Below are 17,172 nucleotides of genomic sequence, written 5' to 3' on the forward strand. Positions count from 1 at the left end.
CAACTAGTCCTGTTCGTCGGGTTCGTCGGCATTGCGAGCAATGGCCACGATAGTCACGCCGTCCGGGAGGTCCATCAGCTTGACCCCCATTGTGTTCCGGTCACGCGTACGGCGTACAGGCTTCACCGGAGTCCGGATGACACCACCGTTGCTGGTGATCGCGAACAGCTCGTCGTCCGGGTCGATCACCACAGCGCCGACCAGACCACCGCGCCGCTCGGTGATCTTCGCAGTCAACACGCCCTTACCTCCCCGGCCCTGCACCGGGTATTCCTCGATCGGGGTACGTTTCGCGTATCCCCCGTTCGTGGCCACCAGAACGTCCAGGCCCTCCCGAACGACCTCCATGGCGAGCAGGACGTCGTCGTCCGTGAAGCGCATGCCGATCACGCCGGAGGTGGCGCGACCCATCGGCCGCAGCGCCTCGTCGGAGGCGTTGAATCGGATCGCCTGCGCCTTCTTGGAGACCAGCAGCAGGTCGTTCTCCGGCGCAACCAGCGCAGCACCGACCAGCTCGTCCTCATCGCGCAGGTTGATCGCGATGATTCCGCCGGAACGGTTGGAGTCGAACTCCTCGAGCCGCGTCTTCTTCACCAGGCCGTTCTTCGTGGCCAGTACCAGATAGGGGGCTACCTGGTAGTTCGGGATTTCGATGATCTGCGCGATCTGCTCGTCCGGCAGGAAGGCGAGCAGGTTGGCCACGTGCTGGCCCTTGGCTACCCTACTGGCCTCCGGCAACTCGTACGCCTTCGCCCGGTAGACGCGTCCCTTGTTCGTGAAGAACAGGATCCAGTCGTGGGTGGAGCATACGAAAAAGTGGCTGACGATGTCGTCCTGCCGCAACGTGGCGCCGCTGACGCCCTTGCCGCCCCGCCGCTGCGAGCGGTAGAGATCGACCTTGGTCCGCTTGGCGTACCCGGTCCGGGTGATCGTGACGACCACGTCCTCCCGGGCGATGAGGTCCTCCATCGAGACCTCGCCGTCGAACGGGATGATCTGCGTACGCCGGTCGTCGCCCCACTTGGCGACGATCTCGCCGAGCTCCTCCGAGACGATCTTTCGCTGCCGCTCCGGCTTGGCGAGGATGTCCTTGAACTCGGCGATCTCGATTTCCAGCTTGGCCAGGTCGTCCACGATCCGCTGCCGCTCCAGCGCGGCCAGCCGGCGCAGCTGCATGTCCAGGATCGCGGTCGCCTGGATCTCGTCGATCTCCAGCAGCCGGATCAGGCCCTGCCGGGCGTCGTCCACGGTCGGCGACCGCCGGATCAGGGCGATCACCTCGTCCAGCGCGTCCAGTGCCTTGCCCAGACCACGCAGGATGTGCGCCCGCTCCTCGGCCTTGCGCAGCCGGAACGCGGTCCGCCGGCGGATCACGTCGACCTGGTGCTCGACGTAGTAGCGGATGAACTGGGCCAGGTTGAGCGTGCGCGGCACCCCGTCGACCAGAGCCAGCATGTTGGCGCCGAAGGTCTCCTGGAGCTGGGTGTGCTTGTAGAGGTTGTTCAGCACGACCTTGGCGACCGCGTCGCGCTTGAGCACGAGCACGATCCGCATGCCGGTACGACCGGAGGACTCGTCGCGGATGTCGGCGATCCCGGCGAGCTTGCCCTCCTTGATCAGCTCCGCGATCCGCTCGGCGAGATTGTCCGGGTTGACCTGGTAGGGCAGCTCGCTGACGACCAGGCAGGGCCGGCCCCGCTTGTCTTCCTCGACCTCCACCACCGCGCGCATCCGGATTGAGCCGCGACCGGTGCGGTACGCGTCCTGGATCGCGGTGGTGCCGACGATCAGGCCGTGGGTCGGGAAGTCCGGACCCTTGACGATGCCGAGCAGGGCTTCGAGGGTGGTCTCCTCGTCCTCCTCCGGGTGCTCCAGGCACCACTGCACCGCCGCGCCGATCTCCCGCAGGTTGTGCGGCGGGATCTTGGTGGCCATGCCGACCGCGATGCCCTCGGAGCCGTTCACCAGCAGGTTGGGGATCCGCGACGGCAGGATGGTGGGCTCCTTGGCCCGGCCGTCGTAGTTGTCCTGCAGGTCGACCGTGTCCTCGTCGATGTCCCGCAGCATCTCCATGGCCAGCGGGTCGAGCTTGCACTCGGTGTATCGCATGGCGGCGGCCGGGTCGTTACCCGGAGAGCCGAAGTTGCCGTTGCCGTCGACCAGCGGATACCGCAGCGACCAGGGCTGCGCCATCCGGACCAGCGCGTCGTAGATCGCCGAGTCGCCGTGCGGGTGGAACTGGCCCATCACGTCGCCGACGACCCGGGAACACTTCACGTAGCCGCGGTCCGGACGGTAGCCCGAGTCGAACATGGCGTAGAGGATCTTGCGGTGCACCGGCTTGAGCCCGTCCCGGACGTCCGGGAGCGCACGACCGACGATGACGCTCATCGCGTAGTCGAGGTAGGAGCGCTGCATCTCCACCTCGAGCCCGACCGGTTCGATCCGGTCGTGCGCGACCACGGCGGCGATGGCCTCGGCGGGGACCTCAGGCTCGTTCGGTGTGGACTCGGGAGAATCGGTCACTGTATACCCTTATCAGACTCAGAGTCGTTTTCGTGCTGTGGATAACGGCTGTGGATACTGGCCAAGCTGTGGATAACTCTGTGGATCGGCGGGTCGGTCGGGTTCACCCCGGCCGACCTGCCGAGCTCCATCAGATGTCCAGGAACCGCACGTCCTTGGCGTTGCGCTGGATGAACGACCGGCGCGCCTCGACGTCCTCACCCATCAGCACGCTGAACAACTCGTCGGCGGTCGCCGCGTCGTCGAGCGTGACCTGACGCAGAGTACGCGTTGCCGGGTTCATCGTGGTTTCCCACAGCTCGGGATAGTTCATCTCGCCGAGGCCCTTGAACCGCTGAATGTCGTCCGGCTTGGCGTTCGGCTTCTTCTGCTGGCGCAGCGCGATCAGCCCGTCCCGCTCACGATCGGAGTAGGCGTACTGCGCGTCGTCGCCCTTCTTGTTCCACTTGATCTTGTAGAGCGGCGGGGCGGCCAGGTAGACGTGGCCCATCTCGACGAGCGGGCGCATGAAGCGGAACAGCAGGGTGAGCAGCAGCGTCTGGATGTGCTGGCCGTCGACGTCCGCGTCGGCCATCAGCACCACCTTGTGGTAGCGCAGCTTCTCCATGTCGAAATCGTCGTGAATGCCGGTGCCCAGCGCGGTGATCAGCGCCTGGACCTCGTTGTTCTTCAGCACCCGGTCGATCCGGGCCTTCTCCACGTTGAGGATCTTGCCGCGGATCGGCAGGATCGCCTGGGTCCGCGGGTCCCGGCCCTGCTTGGCCGAGCCACCGGCCGAGTCGCCCTCGACGATGAACACCTCGGACTCGCGCGGGTCGGTGGACTGGCAGTCGGCCAGCTTGCCCGGCATCGAGCCGGACTCCAGCAGCGACTTGCGGCGGGCCAGCTTGCGCGCCTGCTGCGCGGCGATCCGGGCACGAGCAGCCTGGGAGGCCTTCTGAATGATCATCTTGGCCTCGGCCGGGTTGCGGTCGAACCAGTCGACCAGCCGGTCGTTGCAGACCCGCTGCACGAAGCTCTTCACCGGGGTGTTGCCGAGCTTGGTCTTGGTCTGGCCCTCGAACTGCGGGTTGGCCAGCTTGACCGAGATGATCGCGGCGAGCCCCTCCCGAATGTCCTCGCCGGAGAGCTTCTCGTCACCCTTGAGCAGCTTCTTGTCGGTGCCGTACCGGTTGACCACGCTGGTCAGCGCGGACCGGAAGCCCTCCTCGTGGGTGCCGCCCTCGTGCGTGTTGATCGTGTTGGCGAAGGTGTAGACCGACTCGCCGTACGACTCGTTCCACTGCATGGCGATTTCGAGCGACATGCCCTCCTCCTCGGCGCCGAACTCGACCACGGTCTTGTGGATCGGGTTCTTCGAGGCGTTGAGGTGCCGGACGAAGTCGGCGATGCCGCCCTCGTATAGGAAGGTCACCTCACGCTGGCGGCCGTCCTCCTCCTCGGCCACCCGCTCGTCGAGCAGGTGGATGCGGAGGGCACGGTTGAGGAAGGCCATCTCCTGGAGCCGTCGGTAGATGGTCTGGAAGTCGAAGTCGACGGTCTCGAAGACGTCGGGGTCGGGCCAGAAGGAGACCGTGGAGCCGCTGCGGTCGGTGGTCTCACCCTTGTCCAGTGGGCCGGGCTTGGAGTTGTTGTACTGCTGCCGCCACACGAAACCGGACTTGTGGATCTCCACGGCCATCCGGGTGGAGAGCGCGTTCACGACGGACACGCCGACGCCGTGCAGACCACCGGAGACCGCGTACGCCTTGCCGTCGAACTTGCCGCCCGCGTGCAGCACGGTCAGTGCGACCTCGACGCCCGGCTTCTTGAGCTTCGGGTGCAGGTCGACCGGGAAGCCACGGCCGTTGTCAGTGACCTGGACCCCGCCGTCGGCGAGCAGCACGACGTCGATGGTGTCGCAGTATCCGGCCAGCGCCTCGTCGACCGCGTTGTCGACGACCTCCCAGACGAGGTGGTGCAGACCGCGTTCGCCGGTGGACCCGATGTACATACCGGGCCGCTTGCGAACCGCCTCCAGCCCCTCGAGAACGGTGATCGACTCTGCGCCATACTCCTGCTTGTCCTGCGCTGCCACCCTCGGCCACTTTCTCGCGTCGTCGGCGCCGGAAGGGCGCGTCGGGCGCGGGTTCGGCGGACAGGACGCGACGTCGGCGCGCGGACCGGTGCCGGATATTTCCGGACAGTGGGTCGAACGCGCCGGTCGCCGCGGTTGCCCGCGGATCGCGATCGGCTCGACCCGACGTGGAGAATGATCCTGGGGCCACCGGCCCCGTCCCTCGCTCCGCACCGGGTCTTCGTCTCACCGTCAATCCTACTGTGCGCGGAGGACAGAACCACCACTCGGCACCCTCACCGAGGCGGCTGAGAAGTCCGTAGCCGGCAGAACCCCATTGCCCGCGACTCCCCCCACACGCCATGCTCCGATCGGACGCGCCGCCCCGGAACGGGTTGACCCGCGGCCGGGCGGGTCGGGGGTCGCGGCCGGACCGCCCGTGCCGTACGTTTGCGGCGCCCCGGAAGCGGGCTTGATCTTTAGCGGCCGGAACCGGGACGATCGACCCGATCGACCCGACACGTGCTCTTTAAGAGGTGACAGATGGGGCTGGACAACGTCGCGGTGCACTGGCCGCGGACCGGCCGCTTCTACGATCCGGTCGCGCCGGCCGAGTTCGTCGACTTCGGCGAGATCGTCGACCTGCCGCGAATCTCCGCTCCGACGGCGGCGCTGGCCGAGCTGATCGCGAAGACCGGCACCGTCCGGGCGACCGCGTACACCGAGCTGGTGGATCTGCTGCTCGGCCTCGAAGGTGTGTTGTACGCCACAGACGCCGCGGCCGAGGACGAGGACCCGGTGATCGACCCGGACGGGTGCGCCTGGATCGCCGGCGGCATCGAACGATTCGTCACCGGCCACCGTGCGCACGGCGAGGCCGTCACGTTCGAGTCGGTGAGCACGGTGCTGCGCTCGCTGCTCGGCGACGGACGGCTGGCCGATCAACAACTGCGCTGGCTGGAGAGCCGGCTGGACGCGCTGCGCGACGAGAGCGGCGACCCGCCGCAGTGGAACTTCACCTGCGCCGAGCTGGGTGTGCTGGCAGCGTTCTACCGGCGCTGCGCCGAGCGCGGCTTCGCCGTCTACGCCGACGCCTGACCGGCCGGCCCGGGGTCGGCGGCGATCTGGTCGTCGCCCCCGGGACGGTTGGCCGCGGCGATCACCTGGGTCAGCACCACGTGCAGGTGTCGCAGGTCCTCCAGTGGCAGCCCGAGCCGCTGCACGATCGCGGCCGGGATCAGCTCGGCCCGGCTGCGCAGCGCCGCGCCGCTGTCGGTCAGGGTGACGGCGAGGCTGCGTTCGTCGGCGGCGTCCCGTTCACGGCGTAGGTAGCCGGCGGCTTCGAGCCGCTTGAGCAGCGGCGACAGGGTGCCCGGGTCGAGCTGCAACAGCCGGCTGAGGTCACGGCCGGACAGCGGCGCGTGCTGCCAGAGCGCCAGCATCACCAGGTACTGCGGATGGGTGAGGCCCATCGGTTCCAGTAGCGGCCGATAGACGGCCACGACACTGCGCGCCGCCACCGAGAGGGCGAAGCAGACCTGTTGCTCCAGCGCCAGAGGGTCGACGCCGTCCGGTCGTTCATTCATCGGTTGCCCTCCCCAAGCACGGTGGTTATCGTACAGGCGATTGGTACACCAACCATTGGTGCGCCAATCATCCGTCCGGGCGATGGGCGGAGCGACGGCACACACGCAGGAGAGGGCGGCAGATGAGCGAGGACGAGGCGGCCACCAGGTCCGCGGGCGAGGGCGGCCGGTTCATGCGTTGGACCTTCCGAAACCTCACCGGCCCCGCCGAGGGCGTGCAGGGCGCGGTGCAGGGCGGCTCCGCCGAGGCCCGCGAGATGTGGAAGCGCGACCTGGAGGAGCGCAAGCGCTACACCCGGGAACAGCGCGAACGGAAGCGGGCCGCCAAGGAGGCCCACCGGCGCGACTGAAGCGCTCGCTCAGCCGTAGGTGTCCCGCGGCCCCCGGCCGCGTACCCGACGCGGCCCCTTCGACCAGGACGGCGCGGCCGGGCCGTGGATGTGCAGCTTGCGCACCACGTTGTGGCCGACCTCCCGGGCGATCTGCTTGAGCAGCGAACCGGCGAGCAGCCGCAGCTGCGTCGCCCAGGCGGTCGAGCGGGCCTCCACGGTCAGCTCGCCGTTCTCCAGCTTGACCGGCCGGCTGTGCTGGGCGACCTCCGCGCCCACCACCCGCTCCCAGGCGCCGAACACCGTGGCCTCGGCCGCCGGCTGCTGCCAGCCACGCGCCTTCACCAACCGGTTCAGCACCACGCTGAGCGGCTGCGGGTCGCGCGGGTCGGGGCCCGGGCCGGAGTAGCCGCGCAGACGCCGCCCGGAGCCGCCGTCGCCACCCCCGCCACCCCCTGGGGTACGCCGGGCGCGGGCCGCCGCCTGCCGCCGGGACAACGCCGCGTCGAGCACCGCCCGGGCCAGCTCCGGCCCGGTGGCGGCGTCCGGCTGCCCACCGCCGTCGCCACCCCCGGTCGCCTTCGACCCCGGGGTACGCGCCGACGCGGCGTCGCCGGCCCGCCGGTCATCGCCGCCAGCGTCGGGACGGGCGGGCCCTGGCTCATCCGACACGGCGTACCGTCCCCTCGCCGACCTGGTAGCGGACGCCGCGCAGAGCGGCCGGCACGTCGTCGTCCACCGCGCAGGTGACCAGTAGTTGGCTCGCGCCGCCGACCAGTTCCGCCAGCCGCTCCCGGCGACCGGTGTCCAGCTCGGCGAAGACGTCGTCGAGCACCAGCACCGGCTCGATGCCGTCGGCGCGCAGCAGGTCGTACCCGGCCAGTCGCAGCGCGAGCGCGAACGACCAGGACTCGCCATGGCTGGCGTACCCCTTGGCGGGCAGCGGACCGAGGCTCAGCGCCAGCTCGTCGCGGTGCGGGCCGACCAGGGTGGTGCCCCGTTCGATCTCGGCGGAGCGGGACGCGGCGAGCGCGGCGGTCAGCGCGGCGGCCAACACGCCACGATCGGTGGTCGGCTCGGCCAGCTCGATCGAGGGCCGGTAGGCGATGCCCGCGGCACCGCGCCCGGCGGCCACCGCGTCGTAAGCCTTGGAAACGTGCGGCGTGAGCGCGGCGACCAGCTCCAGCCGGCCGGCCAACAGCTCAGCGCCGTGCTGCGCGAGGTGGGTGTCCCAGACGGCGAGGGTGCCGAGGTCGCCGCCCCGGGACCCGCCGGTCTTGCGGGCCAGGTACGCGGTCCGCAGCAGAGCGTTGCGCTGCTTGACCACCCGCTCGTAGTCGGCCCGCACGCCGGCGTACCGGGGCTGCCGGTTGACCAGCAGGTCGTCCAGGTAGCGGCGGCGCTCGGCCGGGTCGCCCCGGACCAGCTCCAGATCCTCCGGCGCGAAGAGCACCAGTCGCAGCGCGCCCAGCACGTCCCGGGCCCGTCGCGCCGGGGAGCGGCCCAGTCGGGCCCGGTTGGCCTTGCCGGGCACGATCTCCAGCTCGACCAGGAGCTCACGGCCGTCGTGCACCACCGCGCAGCGGATCACCGCCGAGGAGGCGCCCATCCGGACCAGTGGCGCGTCCGTGGCGACCCGGTGCGAATCCAGGGTCGCCACGTAGCCCAGCGCCTCGACGAGGTTCGTCTTGCCAACGCCGTTGGCGCCGATCAGGACGTTCGCCCCCGGCTGGAGGTCGACGGCGACCCGCTCGTACGAGCGGAAGTCGACCAGTTCCAGCCGGTGGACATACACAGGGTGTGGATACCGCTCAGCGCTTGCGGACGGCGTGGCCACCGAACTGCTGGCGCAGCGCGGCGACGGCCTTCATGGCGGGCGAGTCGTCCTGCCGGGAGGCGAACCGGGCGAACAGCGAGGCGGTGATGACGTTCAGCGGCACGGCCAGCCGGACCGCCTCGTCGACCGTCCACCGACCCTCGCCGGTGTCCTCGGTGTAACCGCTCAGCTCGGCCAGCTCCGGGTCCTCGTCGAGCGCCCGGTCCAACAGGTCGAGCAGCCAGGAGCGGACCACGGTGCCCTCCCGCCAGGACTTGAACACCCCCGGCACGTTGGTCACCAGCTCGGAGGCGGCAAGCAGCTCGTAGCCCTCGGCGTAGGCGTGCATCAGGCCGTACTCGATGCCGTTGTGCACCATCTTGGAGTAGTGCCCGGCGCCGACCGGCCCGGCGTGCACGAAGCCGAACTCGCCCTCGGGCTTGAGCGCCTCGAAGATCGGCATCAGCCGGCCGACGTGCTCCTGGGCACCGCCGACCATCAGCGCGTAGCCGTTCTGCCGGCCCCACACGCCGCCGGAGACACCGACGTCCAGGTAGCCGATGCCGCGCTCGTTGAGCCGCTCGGCCCGGGGGGCGTCGTCGCTGAACCGGGAGTTGCCGCCGTCGATGATGATGTCGCCCTCGCCGAGCACCGCGGCGAGCTCGTCGATGGTCGCGTCGGTGACGCCCGCGGGCACCATGACCCAAACCGCGCGGGGCGACTCGAGCTTCTCAGCCAGCCCGGCGAGGGTCGGGACGTCACTCAACTGGGCGTTGTGGTCGAAGCCGACCACCTCGTGGCCGGCTGCCCGCAACCGCTCCCGCATGTTGCCGCCCATCCGGCCGAGTCCTACCAGGCCGAGCTGCATGTGTTCCTACCTCCGTGGATCTGGGTATCGGTGCGCGCGATCAGCGGGACACGCGGATCGGCATGATGAGGTACCGGTACCCCGGAATGGCCTCGCCATCCTCGCCGGCGGGTGAGATCACCGCGGGCTTGAAGGCGTCGACGAACGAGAGCACGGCGGTCTGGGAGCCCAGGTTGGCCAGGCCGTCGATGAGGTACTGCGGGTTGAACCCGATGGTCAACGCGTCCCCGGTGAAGGTGGCCTCCATCGCCTCGCTGGCCCGCGCCTCCTCCGAGCCGCCGGCCTCGACCACCAGCCCGTCGGCGCTGAAGCTGAGCAACACCGGCGTGGTGCGCTCGGCGACAAGCGCGACCCGCTTGACCACCTCGATCAGGGTGCTGACCGGCACCCGGGCCTCGGCGTTGTGGGCGGCCGGGAAGAGCGAGCGCACCGGCGGGTAGTTGGCCCCGTCGAGCAGCCGGCTGGTCGTACGCCGGGTGCCACCGGCGAGGCCGACCATGCCCTCGCCCGCCGCGCCCTGGGCGAGGGCGAGGGTGACCTCGCCGCCCAGCGGGCCGAGCGCCTTGGCGGTGTCGTTCAGGGTGCGGGCCGGCACGAGGGCGTTGATGCTCACCTCGGGGTCGTCCGGCCGCCACTGGATCTCGCGCAGCGCCAGCCGGTAGCGGTCGGTGGCGAGCATCGACAGGGTGCTGCCGGAGAGCTCGACGCGGACACCGGTCATCATCGGCAGCGTCTCGTCGCGGCCAGCGGCGATGGCCACCTGGGAAACTGCGGTGGCGAACGTGGCGGCGTCGACCGTGCCGGCGCTCTGCGGCATCTCGGGCAGCGCGGGGTAGTCCTCCACCGGCATGGTCGGCAGGGTGAACCGGGCGCTGCCGCAGACCAGCTCGAGGTGGGCGCCGACGGCGGCGATGTCCACCGGCTTGGCTGGCAGCGCCTTGGTGATCTCGGCGAGCAGGCGACCGGAGACCAGGGCGGCGCCGTCGGCGTCGCCCTGCACCTCGACGGTGACCTGGCTGGAGACCTCGTAGTCGAACCCGGAGACCCGCAGGTTGCCGTCGGTGACTCGGAGCATCACCCCGGCCAGCACCGGCACCGACGGACGGCTCGGCAGGCTCTTTGCGGTCCAGGCCACGGCCTCGGCGAGCGCGTCGCGCTCTACTCGGAACTTCATCAATGCCTCCGCGTCGACGTCAGCGACAACTCTCTCATGCCGACCGCTGCCTACCGTCCCGCCCAACCGTGCGGGTACCCATCGCACTTTAGGGCGCGGGGGCATCGGCTGTGCGCCCGGCCCCGTGGATCGTGTCGATGCTGACCGGCTGGTCCGGCAGCTTCGGCCCGATCCACAGAAAGTCCAACGGTGATGATTGGTTTTTGTTCTCTTAGAAGAGATAACTCATCGTCTTCATCGCACCTGTGCAAACTGTGGAGAACTCGGGTCCACGCAGCTCAGACAGGTTATCCACCGGTGATTTGGCTGTGGAGAACCGGGGGTACAACCGCCTTGCGTGTCCACAGCCCGGCCGCGCCGGACGGTTGTCCACCGTTGTCCACCGGTTGTCCACCGGTAATCCACCGACTTTCTCCCCAAGCCTGTGGATCGCCATGAAGATCACCAATGGCGTCATCCCCAGAACCTTCAACACGTCGTACACAGGGCGACTCTCGTCGGTGGACAACCGCGACGTTGTCCCCAGCCATCCACAGCGTCGTACACAGGGTTTCTCCACAGCCTGTGGGTAACCGGCGGAGGACGGACCGTAGTTATCCACTGGCGGTGGACAACGAGCTGTGGACAACGAGTCAGCATCGAAGCGGTCACGGCGTAGATGCTGTGGTCTGCACCATGTCGAGGGTCAAGTCGGAGAGGCGCCAGAGACGAAAAAACGCCCGGCCGGTTCTCTCCGGCCGGGCGTGTCCCGGGCTGCGTGCCGTCGCGGCGGCGGGCGTACGCCTCAGGTGTTCTGTTTGATCCGGTTGGTCAGCTCGGCGATCTGGTTGTAGAGCGAGCGCCGTTCGGCCATCTGCTGGCGGATCTTACGGTCGGCGTGCATGACCGTGGTGTGGTCCCGGCCCCCGAAGGCCTGCCCGATCCGGGGAAGTGACAACTCGGTCAACTCCCGGCACAGGTACATGGCCACCTGGCGGGCGTTGACCAGCACCCGGGAGCGGGACTGACCCCGCAGGTCCTCCAGGCTCACACCGAAGTAGTCCGCCGTGGAGACCATGATCTGGTCGGCGGTGATCTCCGGGCCGGCGCCGTCCGGGATGAAGTCCCGCAGGACCTCCTCGGCCAGCGACAGCTCGACGGTCGACCGGGTCAGGCTGGCGAACGCGGTCACCCGGATCAGCGCGCCCTCCAGTTCCCGGATCGAGTTCGACACCCGGGAGGCGATGAACTCCAGCACGTCCGGCGGGGCGTAGAGCCGCTCCTGCGCCGCCTTCTTCTGCAGGATCGCGATCCGGGTTTCCAGGTCCGGCGGCTGGATGTCGGCGAGCAGACCCCACTCGAACCGGGTCCGCAGCCGGTCCTCCAGCGTGGCGAGCTGCTTCGGCGACCGGTCCGACGTGATCACGATCTGTTTGTTGGCGTTGTGCAGCGTGTTGAAGGTGTGGAAGAACTCCTCCTGGGTGCGCTCGCGGTTCTCCAGGAACTGGATGTCGTCGATCAGCAGGATGTCGACGTCGCGGTAGCGCCGCTGGAACGCGCTGGTCTTGTCGTCCCGGAGCGAGTTGATGAAGTCGTTGGTGAACTCCTCGGTCGAGACGTACCGCACCGAGCGAGCGTTGCCGAGCGTCGTGGCGTAGTGCCCGATGGCATGCAGCAGGTGCGTCTTGCCCAGCCCCGAGCTGCCGTAGATGAACAGCGGGTTGTACGCCTTCGCCGGTGACTCGGCCACCGCCACGCTCGCCGCGTGGGCGAACCGGTTGGACGAGCCGATGACGAACGTCTCGAACATGTACTTCGGGTTGAGCCGGTTGCCGCCGGTGTCGGTGCCGGGCAGCCGACGGTCGTCGCGCCCGCCGGTGCGGTGATCCACACCGCTGCGACCGGGACCGCTGTCCGTCCCGCTGTCCCGAGGCAGCGCGCGGATCACGTGCTGGTCCCGCGGCGACGCCGCGTCCTCCCGGTAGCGGGGCTCGTAGGGCCGGGTGTCCGGGCCGGGCGCGTCCAGGCGGGCGGCCTGGTCGTCGTAGCCGCGCCGGTCCGGCGCCGGCCGAGGCGTCCGCAGCGGCTCCACGAACGCGGCGCTGAACAACGCCTCCTGCCCGTCGCGGCTCGCCGGGATCAGCCCGGACCGGTGCCCGTCGGAGGTCGGCGCGAGCGGCGGACCGGACGGGACCGGTGGCGCGGCCGGCTCGGGCGCCCGCGCCGGGTGCTGCTGTTCCGGGATGACCGCGTCGGCCACCGGCCGGTCGGAATACTCGTAGTCGGACGGTACGGCGGGCGGCGGACCCTCGGCGTCGATCGCCCCCGGCTCCGGTGCACTGCGGTAGACGGTGCCAGCCGGGCGGCCGGCGGTGTCCTCGGCCACCCGCACGGTGACCGCGACCTGGATCGGCCGGCCGAGCCGCCGGGTGAGCGCCTCGGTGATCGCCGGGCGCAGCCGTGACTCGATCACGTCGCGGGTGAAGGCGTCCGGGACGGAGAGCAGCGCGGTGTCCTCGACGATCGCCCGTAGCCGGGTCAGTCGGAGGTAGGCGCGCTGCTGGGCGGAGATGATCTCGTCGGCGAGCTCGTCGGTCGCCGCTAACCACACCGCGGCAAGGTCGGTCGTACCGGCCACCGTCGTGCCACCCCCTCGCCTCTGCTCCCGGCCGCCGCTGTCTGCCAGCCGGCCGTCCCGGGCCCGCCGCGTTCGCGGGTGGAACATCACCCACCCGGACGGTTGACCAGTGGTCGTCCACAGGTTATCCACAGCCTGTGTACCGACCGATTGTGGCCGCCCGCCGGACGCGGGTGGGACCTGCCCCCTGCCTGAACGGGCGCTGAAGCGGGTTCACCGTGCCGAACGATTCACTACCGTGTCCGGTCTTGCCTGCGCGCGACGACCGGAGCTTCCGACGCTCACCGCAATCGGGCACGGTAACAGCGTTGTCCCTGCGCCATCAACCGGCGACGCGACGGGCTCCTTGTCGGCATCAGCGAAAACCGCCCCTTCGGCCTCGCGCGCGTCCCGATCTCCGCCGCCGCGAGGTGTTTGACGGTCATTGCACCCCTGCGTAGGCTGGAGCGGCTGCTCTCTCGCCCTCTGCTAGGGTGATGGGTGCTTGCTGTCCGCGGTCGCATCCCCGCATCGCCGAGGTCCCGCTCCGCCGGGCAGCACCGATCGGTGGCCACCGTCGAGGTGGCCTGGACCACCCCACGACCCCGGCGATCCCGTCGCCCGGGGCGCGTACGAAAACGGAGAGCCTGACGTGAGCAAGCGCACCTACCAGCCGAACAACCGCCGGCGCGCGAAGACCCACGGCTTCCGGCTGCGCATGCGCACCCGTGCCGGCCGTGCCATCCTCTCGAGCCGTCGCGCCAAGGGTCGCACCACCCTGTCGGCCTGAGCCGACGGGTCGTTCGGGGGGGCGTGGGCAGTCGTGCTGGCCGCCGCACAGCGACTGCGGCGTAGCACTGACTTCGCCGCAGCGGTTCGCGGTGGCCGACGCGCCGGACGAGGTGCCGTCGTGGTCCACCTGACCGTGCCGGCGACCGCCGACCTCAGCACACCGACCTCGCTGGAGCCGGCGCGGAACACCGGTGCGGAGCAACTCTCCGCTCCGACCCGCGCCGGCTTCGTCGTGTCCAAGGCCGTCGGCAACGCCGTGGTGCGCAACCGGGTCCGGCGTCGGCTCCGAGCACTGGTCCGGGAGCGGCTTGCCGCGCTGCCGATCGGCAGCACCCTGGTCGTCCGAGCGCTCCCGGCCACGGCCGAGGCGTCGTACCCCCGACTCGCCGCCGACCTCGACGCCGCCATCGCAGCCGCCCGGTCACCCAGGGAGCGGAGGTCCCGATGAGTACGGAGCCGGCCGCCCCGCGCCCCACAACCGGTGCCAGGGTGCTGATCGCGCCCATCATCGCGTACCGTCGGTGGATAAGTCCGGCACTGCCGGCTCGCTGTCGGTTCTACCCGTCGTGCAGTGCGTACGCCCAGGAGGCGGTGTCCCGGCACGGCGCGCTCCGGGGAGCCGCACTGGCGGTCCGGCGGCTGTTGCGCTGCCACCCCTTCCACCCTGGTGGACATGACCCGGTGCCGGAGCCGGGCGGTCGCCGCCGTGCCGATGTGACTGGAGCACCGAATTGAGTCTCGACTGGATCTACTTCGCGATTTCGTGGATCCTGCTGACCTGGCACTCCGCCTGGGACGCCATCGGGGTGCCCGTCGGCGCGGTGATCGGCACCAACTTCGCCTGGATCCTGGCCATCGTCTTCCTGGTTGTCACGGTCCGGGTGATCCTGTTCCCGGTCTTTGTCAAGCAGATCAAGTCGCAGCGGGCGATGCAGGCGCTCCAGCCCAAGGTCAAGGAGCTGCAGGAGAAGCACAAGGGTGACCGGGAGACGCTCCAGAAGGAGATGATGGAGCTCTACCGGAAGGAAAAGGCCAACCCGCTCATGGGCTGCCTTCCGATGTTCCTCCAGATCCCCGTCTTCCTCGGCCTCTTCCACGTGCTGCGCCGCCTCGACCCGTTCAAGACGGAAGACAAGAAGACGATCTACGGCTGGACCGTCGACCAGTTCAACAGCGCCTCGCACGCGAAGCTCTTCACCGCGCCGCTGTCCGGCAAGTTCGGGTCCACCGCCGACGAGTTGGCCCGCCTCGGCGCCAACGGCACCACGGTCAAGGTGATCGCCGGCCTCCTGGTCCTGATCATGATCGGCACCACGTACCTGACCAGCCGTCAGATGATCCTGAAGACCGGCTGGGCGGAGGACCCGCAGCAGCGGATGATCCAGCGACTGATGCTCTACGGCATCCCCGCCTCGCTGCTGATCTCCGGTGCGATCTTCCCCATCGGCGTGATCATCTACTGGGTCACCAACAACCTCTTCACCCTCGGCCAGCAGCAGTGGGTGTTGCGCAAGTTCCCGCCGCCGGTGACCGCCAAGAAGGCCGCCACCCCTGCCGCCCGTAACCCGGTGCAGCCGGCCAAGGCGGGCGGCCTGTTCGGGCGCGGCAAGTCGGCCCCGCTGGCGCCGGTCAAGGCGACCGCGCCCAAGGTGGCCGGGCCGAAGCCGGGCGCCAAGCCGGTGAACCCCAAGAAGAGCCGCCCCGCCAAGCGGCAGGGCTGACTTCCGGGCCGTCGTCGGGCGACCGGCGACGGCCCGTTCCGCACCGCGCAGCCGCCGTACGGCCGGCGCCGGACGGAACCGACCGCGCGTGACGCGGCCACGGGCGACACTGCCCGTACAGACGTGCCCGTGGGCACCGGCGACCTCCCGCCGGCCCCGGGAAACCAGCGGACCCGACGGTCCAGCCGAGCGAGTACGGAGATGAGACCGTGACCGAGACCAGCATCCCCCGCGCCGAGCAGTCCCTGGACGAGGAGGGGACCGCGCCGCTCGCGGTGGACGACGACATCGAGGCCGACGAGACGGAGGCCGACGACACCGAGGCCGGCGACGACACCGAGGCCGCGGCCGGCGGCCGGGAGAAGAAGACCGCGGGCGAGGGCGAACTGTTCCGGCAGAGCGAGATCGCGGCGGACTACGTCGAAGGATTGCTCGACATCCTCGACTACGACGGCGACATCGACGAGCTGGTCGCCGGCGGCCGGCCGGTGGTCGAGGTGGTCGGTGCCCGGCTGCAGAACCTGGTCGGTCAGCGCGGCGCCACCCTGGAGGCGCTCCAGGAGCTGACCCGCCTCGCCGTCTTCCGGGCCACCGGCACGCCGAGCCGCCTGCTGCTGGACGTCGGCGGCTACCGGGCGAACCGCCGCAAGGAGCTCGCCGCGGTCGCCAAGAACGAGGTGGAGAAGGTCAAGGAGTATGGCGAGTCGGTCCGACTGGAGCCGATGTCCGCGTTCGAGCGCAAGTGCGTCCACGACGTCGTCAACGCCATGTCCGGCGTGGTGAGCGAGTCCGAGGGCGTCGAGCCGAGCCGGCGCATCGTCGTACGGCCGGCGGACTGACCGGGTGACCCACGACGACATCACGGCTGACGCCGTGTCCGGCCCGGGCGGCACGCCGCCCGGGCCGTCGGCTGTCCGGCCCGACACCCCCGGCGTCGACACCGATCCTGCTCAGGACGCTCCGCCCTCGCCGTCCGACGCGGAACTGCCGCCCGAGTTGGCCCCGGCCGCCCTGACCCTCTTCGGCGATCGGCTCGACGTGGCCGCCGCGTACGCCGAGCTGCTGGCCACCGACGGGGTGGTCCGCGGTCTGATCGGTCCCCGGGAGGCACCCCGCATCTGGGACCGGCACCTCCTCAACTGCGCTGCGGTCGCTGAGCGGATCCCCGCTGACGCGACCGTGCTCGACGTCGGGTCCGGCGCCGGTCTGCCCGGTCTGGTCCTGGCCATCGCGCGCCCCGACCTGACGGTGACCCTGATCGAGCCGCTCGCCCGACGGACGTCGTTCCTGATCGAGGTCGTCGAGCGTCTCGGCCTGACCAGATCGGTGCGGGTGTTCCGGGGGCGGGCCGACGAGGCGGCCAGCGGATCGAGCGGCCGCGAACCCATCAGCGGTGACGTGGTGACCGCCCGGGCCGTCGCGCCACTGGACCGACTGGCGACGTGGAGCCTGCCGCTGGCGGTGCGCGGCGGGCGGCTGCTGGCGCTCAAGGGCGCGTCCGCCGCCGAGGAGATCAACGAGCACGCCGAGGTGGTGAAGCGTCTCGGCGGCGCAGAGCCGACCCTGCATCTGTGCGGCGTCGATGTGATCGATCCACCCACCACCGTCGTGGAGATCGTCCGCGAGCGGGTGGTCGGTCCGGCCCGACCGGCTGCCAGCAAGCGCGCCCGGGGCGGACGGCCACGCCGCCGTTGACGCTTCGCGCCAT

General features: G+C 70.1%; 16 protein-coding genes. 8 read left to right on the forward strand and 8 right to left on the reverse strand.

Annotation, left to right across the window (positions count from 1 at the left end):
- Window positions 1-3: 3 nt before the first annotated feature.
- Window positions 4-2,526, reverse strand: coding sequence for a DNA gyrase subunit A (gyrA, locus tag ABZU69_RS26785; RefSeq protein WP_354967084.1), 2,523 nt, complete (start codon window positions 2,524-2,526; stop codon window positions 4-6).
- 130 nt (window positions 2,527-2,656) lie between these two features.
- A complete protein-coding gene (gyrB, locus tag ABZU69_RS26790; RefSeq protein ID WP_354967085.1) occupies window positions 2,657-4,603 on the reverse strand; it encodes a DNA topoisomerase (ATP-hydrolyzing) subunit B in 1,947 nt (648 codons plus the stop codon).
- Between the two features lie 522 nt (window positions 4,604-5,125).
- Between gyrB and ABZU69_RS26795 the strand changes: the two genes are divergently transcribed.
- A complete protein-coding gene (locus tag ABZU69_RS26795; protein ID WP_354967086.1) occupies window positions 5,126-5,680 on the forward strand; it encodes a hypothetical protein in 555 nt (184 codons plus the stop codon).
- On the opposite strand, the gene ABZU69_RS26800 is transcribed toward ABZU69_RS26795, so the two are convergent.
- Window positions 5,665-6,168 carry a MarR family transcriptional regulator gene (locus ABZU69_RS26800; protein ID WP_354967087.1) on the reverse strand — a complete coding sequence of 168 codons (504 nt, stop codon included), beginning with the start codon at window positions 6,166-6,168 and terminating at the stop codon, window positions 5,665-5,667. The two genes, ABZU69_RS26795 and ABZU69_RS26800, sit on opposite strands and share 16 nt — an antisense overlap.
- A 122-nt stretch (window positions 6,169-6,290) precedes the next feature.
- Here ABZU69_RS26800 and ABZU69_RS26805 point away from each other — a divergent pair, with 122 nt between their 5' ends.
- Window positions 6,291-6,518, forward strand: a complete 228-nt coding sequence (locus ABZU69_RS26805) for a hypothetical protein (RefSeq protein WP_354967088.1) — start codon at window positions 6,291-6,293, stop codon at window positions 6,516-6,518.
- A gap of 9 nt (window positions 6,519-6,527) precedes the next feature.
- Here ABZU69_RS26805 and ABZU69_RS26810 read toward each other — a convergent pair whose 3' ends face one another.
- The 5 genes from ABZU69_RS26810 to dnaA all read right to left on the reverse strand — a co-directional run bounded on the left by ABZU69_RS26810 (window position 6,528) and on the right by dnaA (window position 12,972).
- Window positions 6,528-7,169: a DciA family protein gene (locus tag ABZU69_RS26810; protein WP_354967089.1), complete on the reverse strand. Its 642-nt coding sequence runs from the start codon at window positions 7,167-7,169 to the stop codon at window positions 6,528-6,530.
- Window positions 7,159-8,292, reverse strand: a complete 1,134-nt coding sequence (gene recF / locus ABZU69_RS26815) for a DNA replication/repair protein RecF (protein WP_354967090.1) — start codon at window positions 8,290-8,292, stop codon at window positions 7,159-7,161. Before recF ends, ABZU69_RS26810 begins: the two co-directional genes overlap by 11 nt.
- 16 nt (window positions 8,293-8,308) lie before the next feature.
- Window positions 8,309-9,181, reverse strand: a complete 873-nt coding sequence (gene gnd / locus ABZU69_RS26820; RefSeq protein WP_354967091.1) for a phosphogluconate dehydrogenase (NAD(+)-dependent, decarboxylating) — start codon at window positions 9,179-9,181, stop codon at window positions 8,309-8,311.
- 40 nt (window positions 9,182-9,221) lie between these two features.
- Window positions 9,222-10,355: a DNA polymerase III subunit beta gene (gene dnaN, locus ABZU69_RS26825; RefSeq protein WP_354967092.1), complete on the reverse strand. Its 1,134-nt coding sequence runs from the start codon at window positions 10,353-10,355 to the stop codon at window positions 9,222-9,224.
- A gap of 784 nt (window positions 10,356-11,139) precedes the next feature.
- Complete coding sequence (gene dnaA, locus ABZU69_RS26830) at window positions 11,140-12,972, reverse strand: chromosomal replication initiator protein DnaA (protein ID WP_354967093.1); 1,833 nt, start codon at window positions 12,970-12,972, stop codon at window positions 11,140-11,142.
- Between the two features lie 631 nt (window positions 12,973-13,603).
- Between dnaA and rpmH the strand changes: the two genes are divergently transcribed.
- From rpmH to rsmG, 6 genes are all read left to right on the forward strand, one after another.
- Window positions 13,604-13,741 (forward strand): 50S ribosomal protein L34, encoded by a 138-nt coding sequence (gene rpmH / locus ABZU69_RS26835; RefSeq protein WP_007453904.1) that lies wholly within the window; start codon window positions 13,604-13,606, stop codon window positions 13,739-13,741.
- Between the two features lie 33 nt (window positions 13,742-13,774).
- Window positions 13,775-14,191: a ribonuclease P protein component gene (rnpA, locus tag ABZU69_RS26840; RefSeq protein WP_354967094.1), complete on the forward strand. Its 417-nt coding sequence runs from the start codon at window positions 13,775-13,777 to the stop codon at window positions 14,189-14,191.
- On the forward strand, window positions 14,188-14,478 hold the full coding sequence (gene yidD, locus ABZU69_RS26845; protein ID WP_354967095.1) for a membrane protein insertion efficiency factor YidD: 291 nt from the start codon (window positions 14,188-14,190) through the stop codon (window positions 14,476-14,478). The genes rnpA and yidD overlap by 4 nt, the downstream gene beginning before the upstream one ends.
- On the forward strand, window positions 14,475-15,464 hold the full coding sequence (yidC, locus tag ABZU69_RS26850) for a membrane protein insertase YidC (RefSeq protein WP_354967096.1): 990 nt from the start codon (window positions 14,475-14,477) through the stop codon (window positions 15,462-15,464). Before yidD ends, yidC begins: the two co-directional genes overlap by 4 nt.
- A 209-nt stretch (window positions 15,465-15,673) precedes the next feature.
- Window positions 15,674-16,303: a R3H domain-containing nucleic acid-binding protein gene (locus ABZU69_RS26855; protein WP_354967097.1), complete on the forward strand. Its 630-nt coding sequence runs from the start codon at window positions 15,674-15,676 to the stop codon at window positions 16,301-16,303.
- Between the two features lie 145 nt (window positions 16,304-16,448).
- The gene (gene rsmG / locus ABZU69_RS26860; protein ID WP_354967216.1) at window positions 16,449-17,159 is read left to right on the forward strand and encodes a 16S rRNA (guanine(527)-N(7))-methyltransferase RsmG; all 711 of its coding nucleotides are present in this window, start codon (window positions 16,449-16,451) and stop codon (window positions 17,157-17,159) included.
- The last annotated feature ends 13 nt before the right edge of the window (window positions 17,160-17,172 follow it).

This window comes from Micromonospora sp. NPDC005206, assembly GCF_040608175.1.
Classification (GTDB): domain Bacteria; phylum Actinomycetota; class Actinomycetes; order Mycobacteriales; family Micromonosporaceae; genus Micromonospora.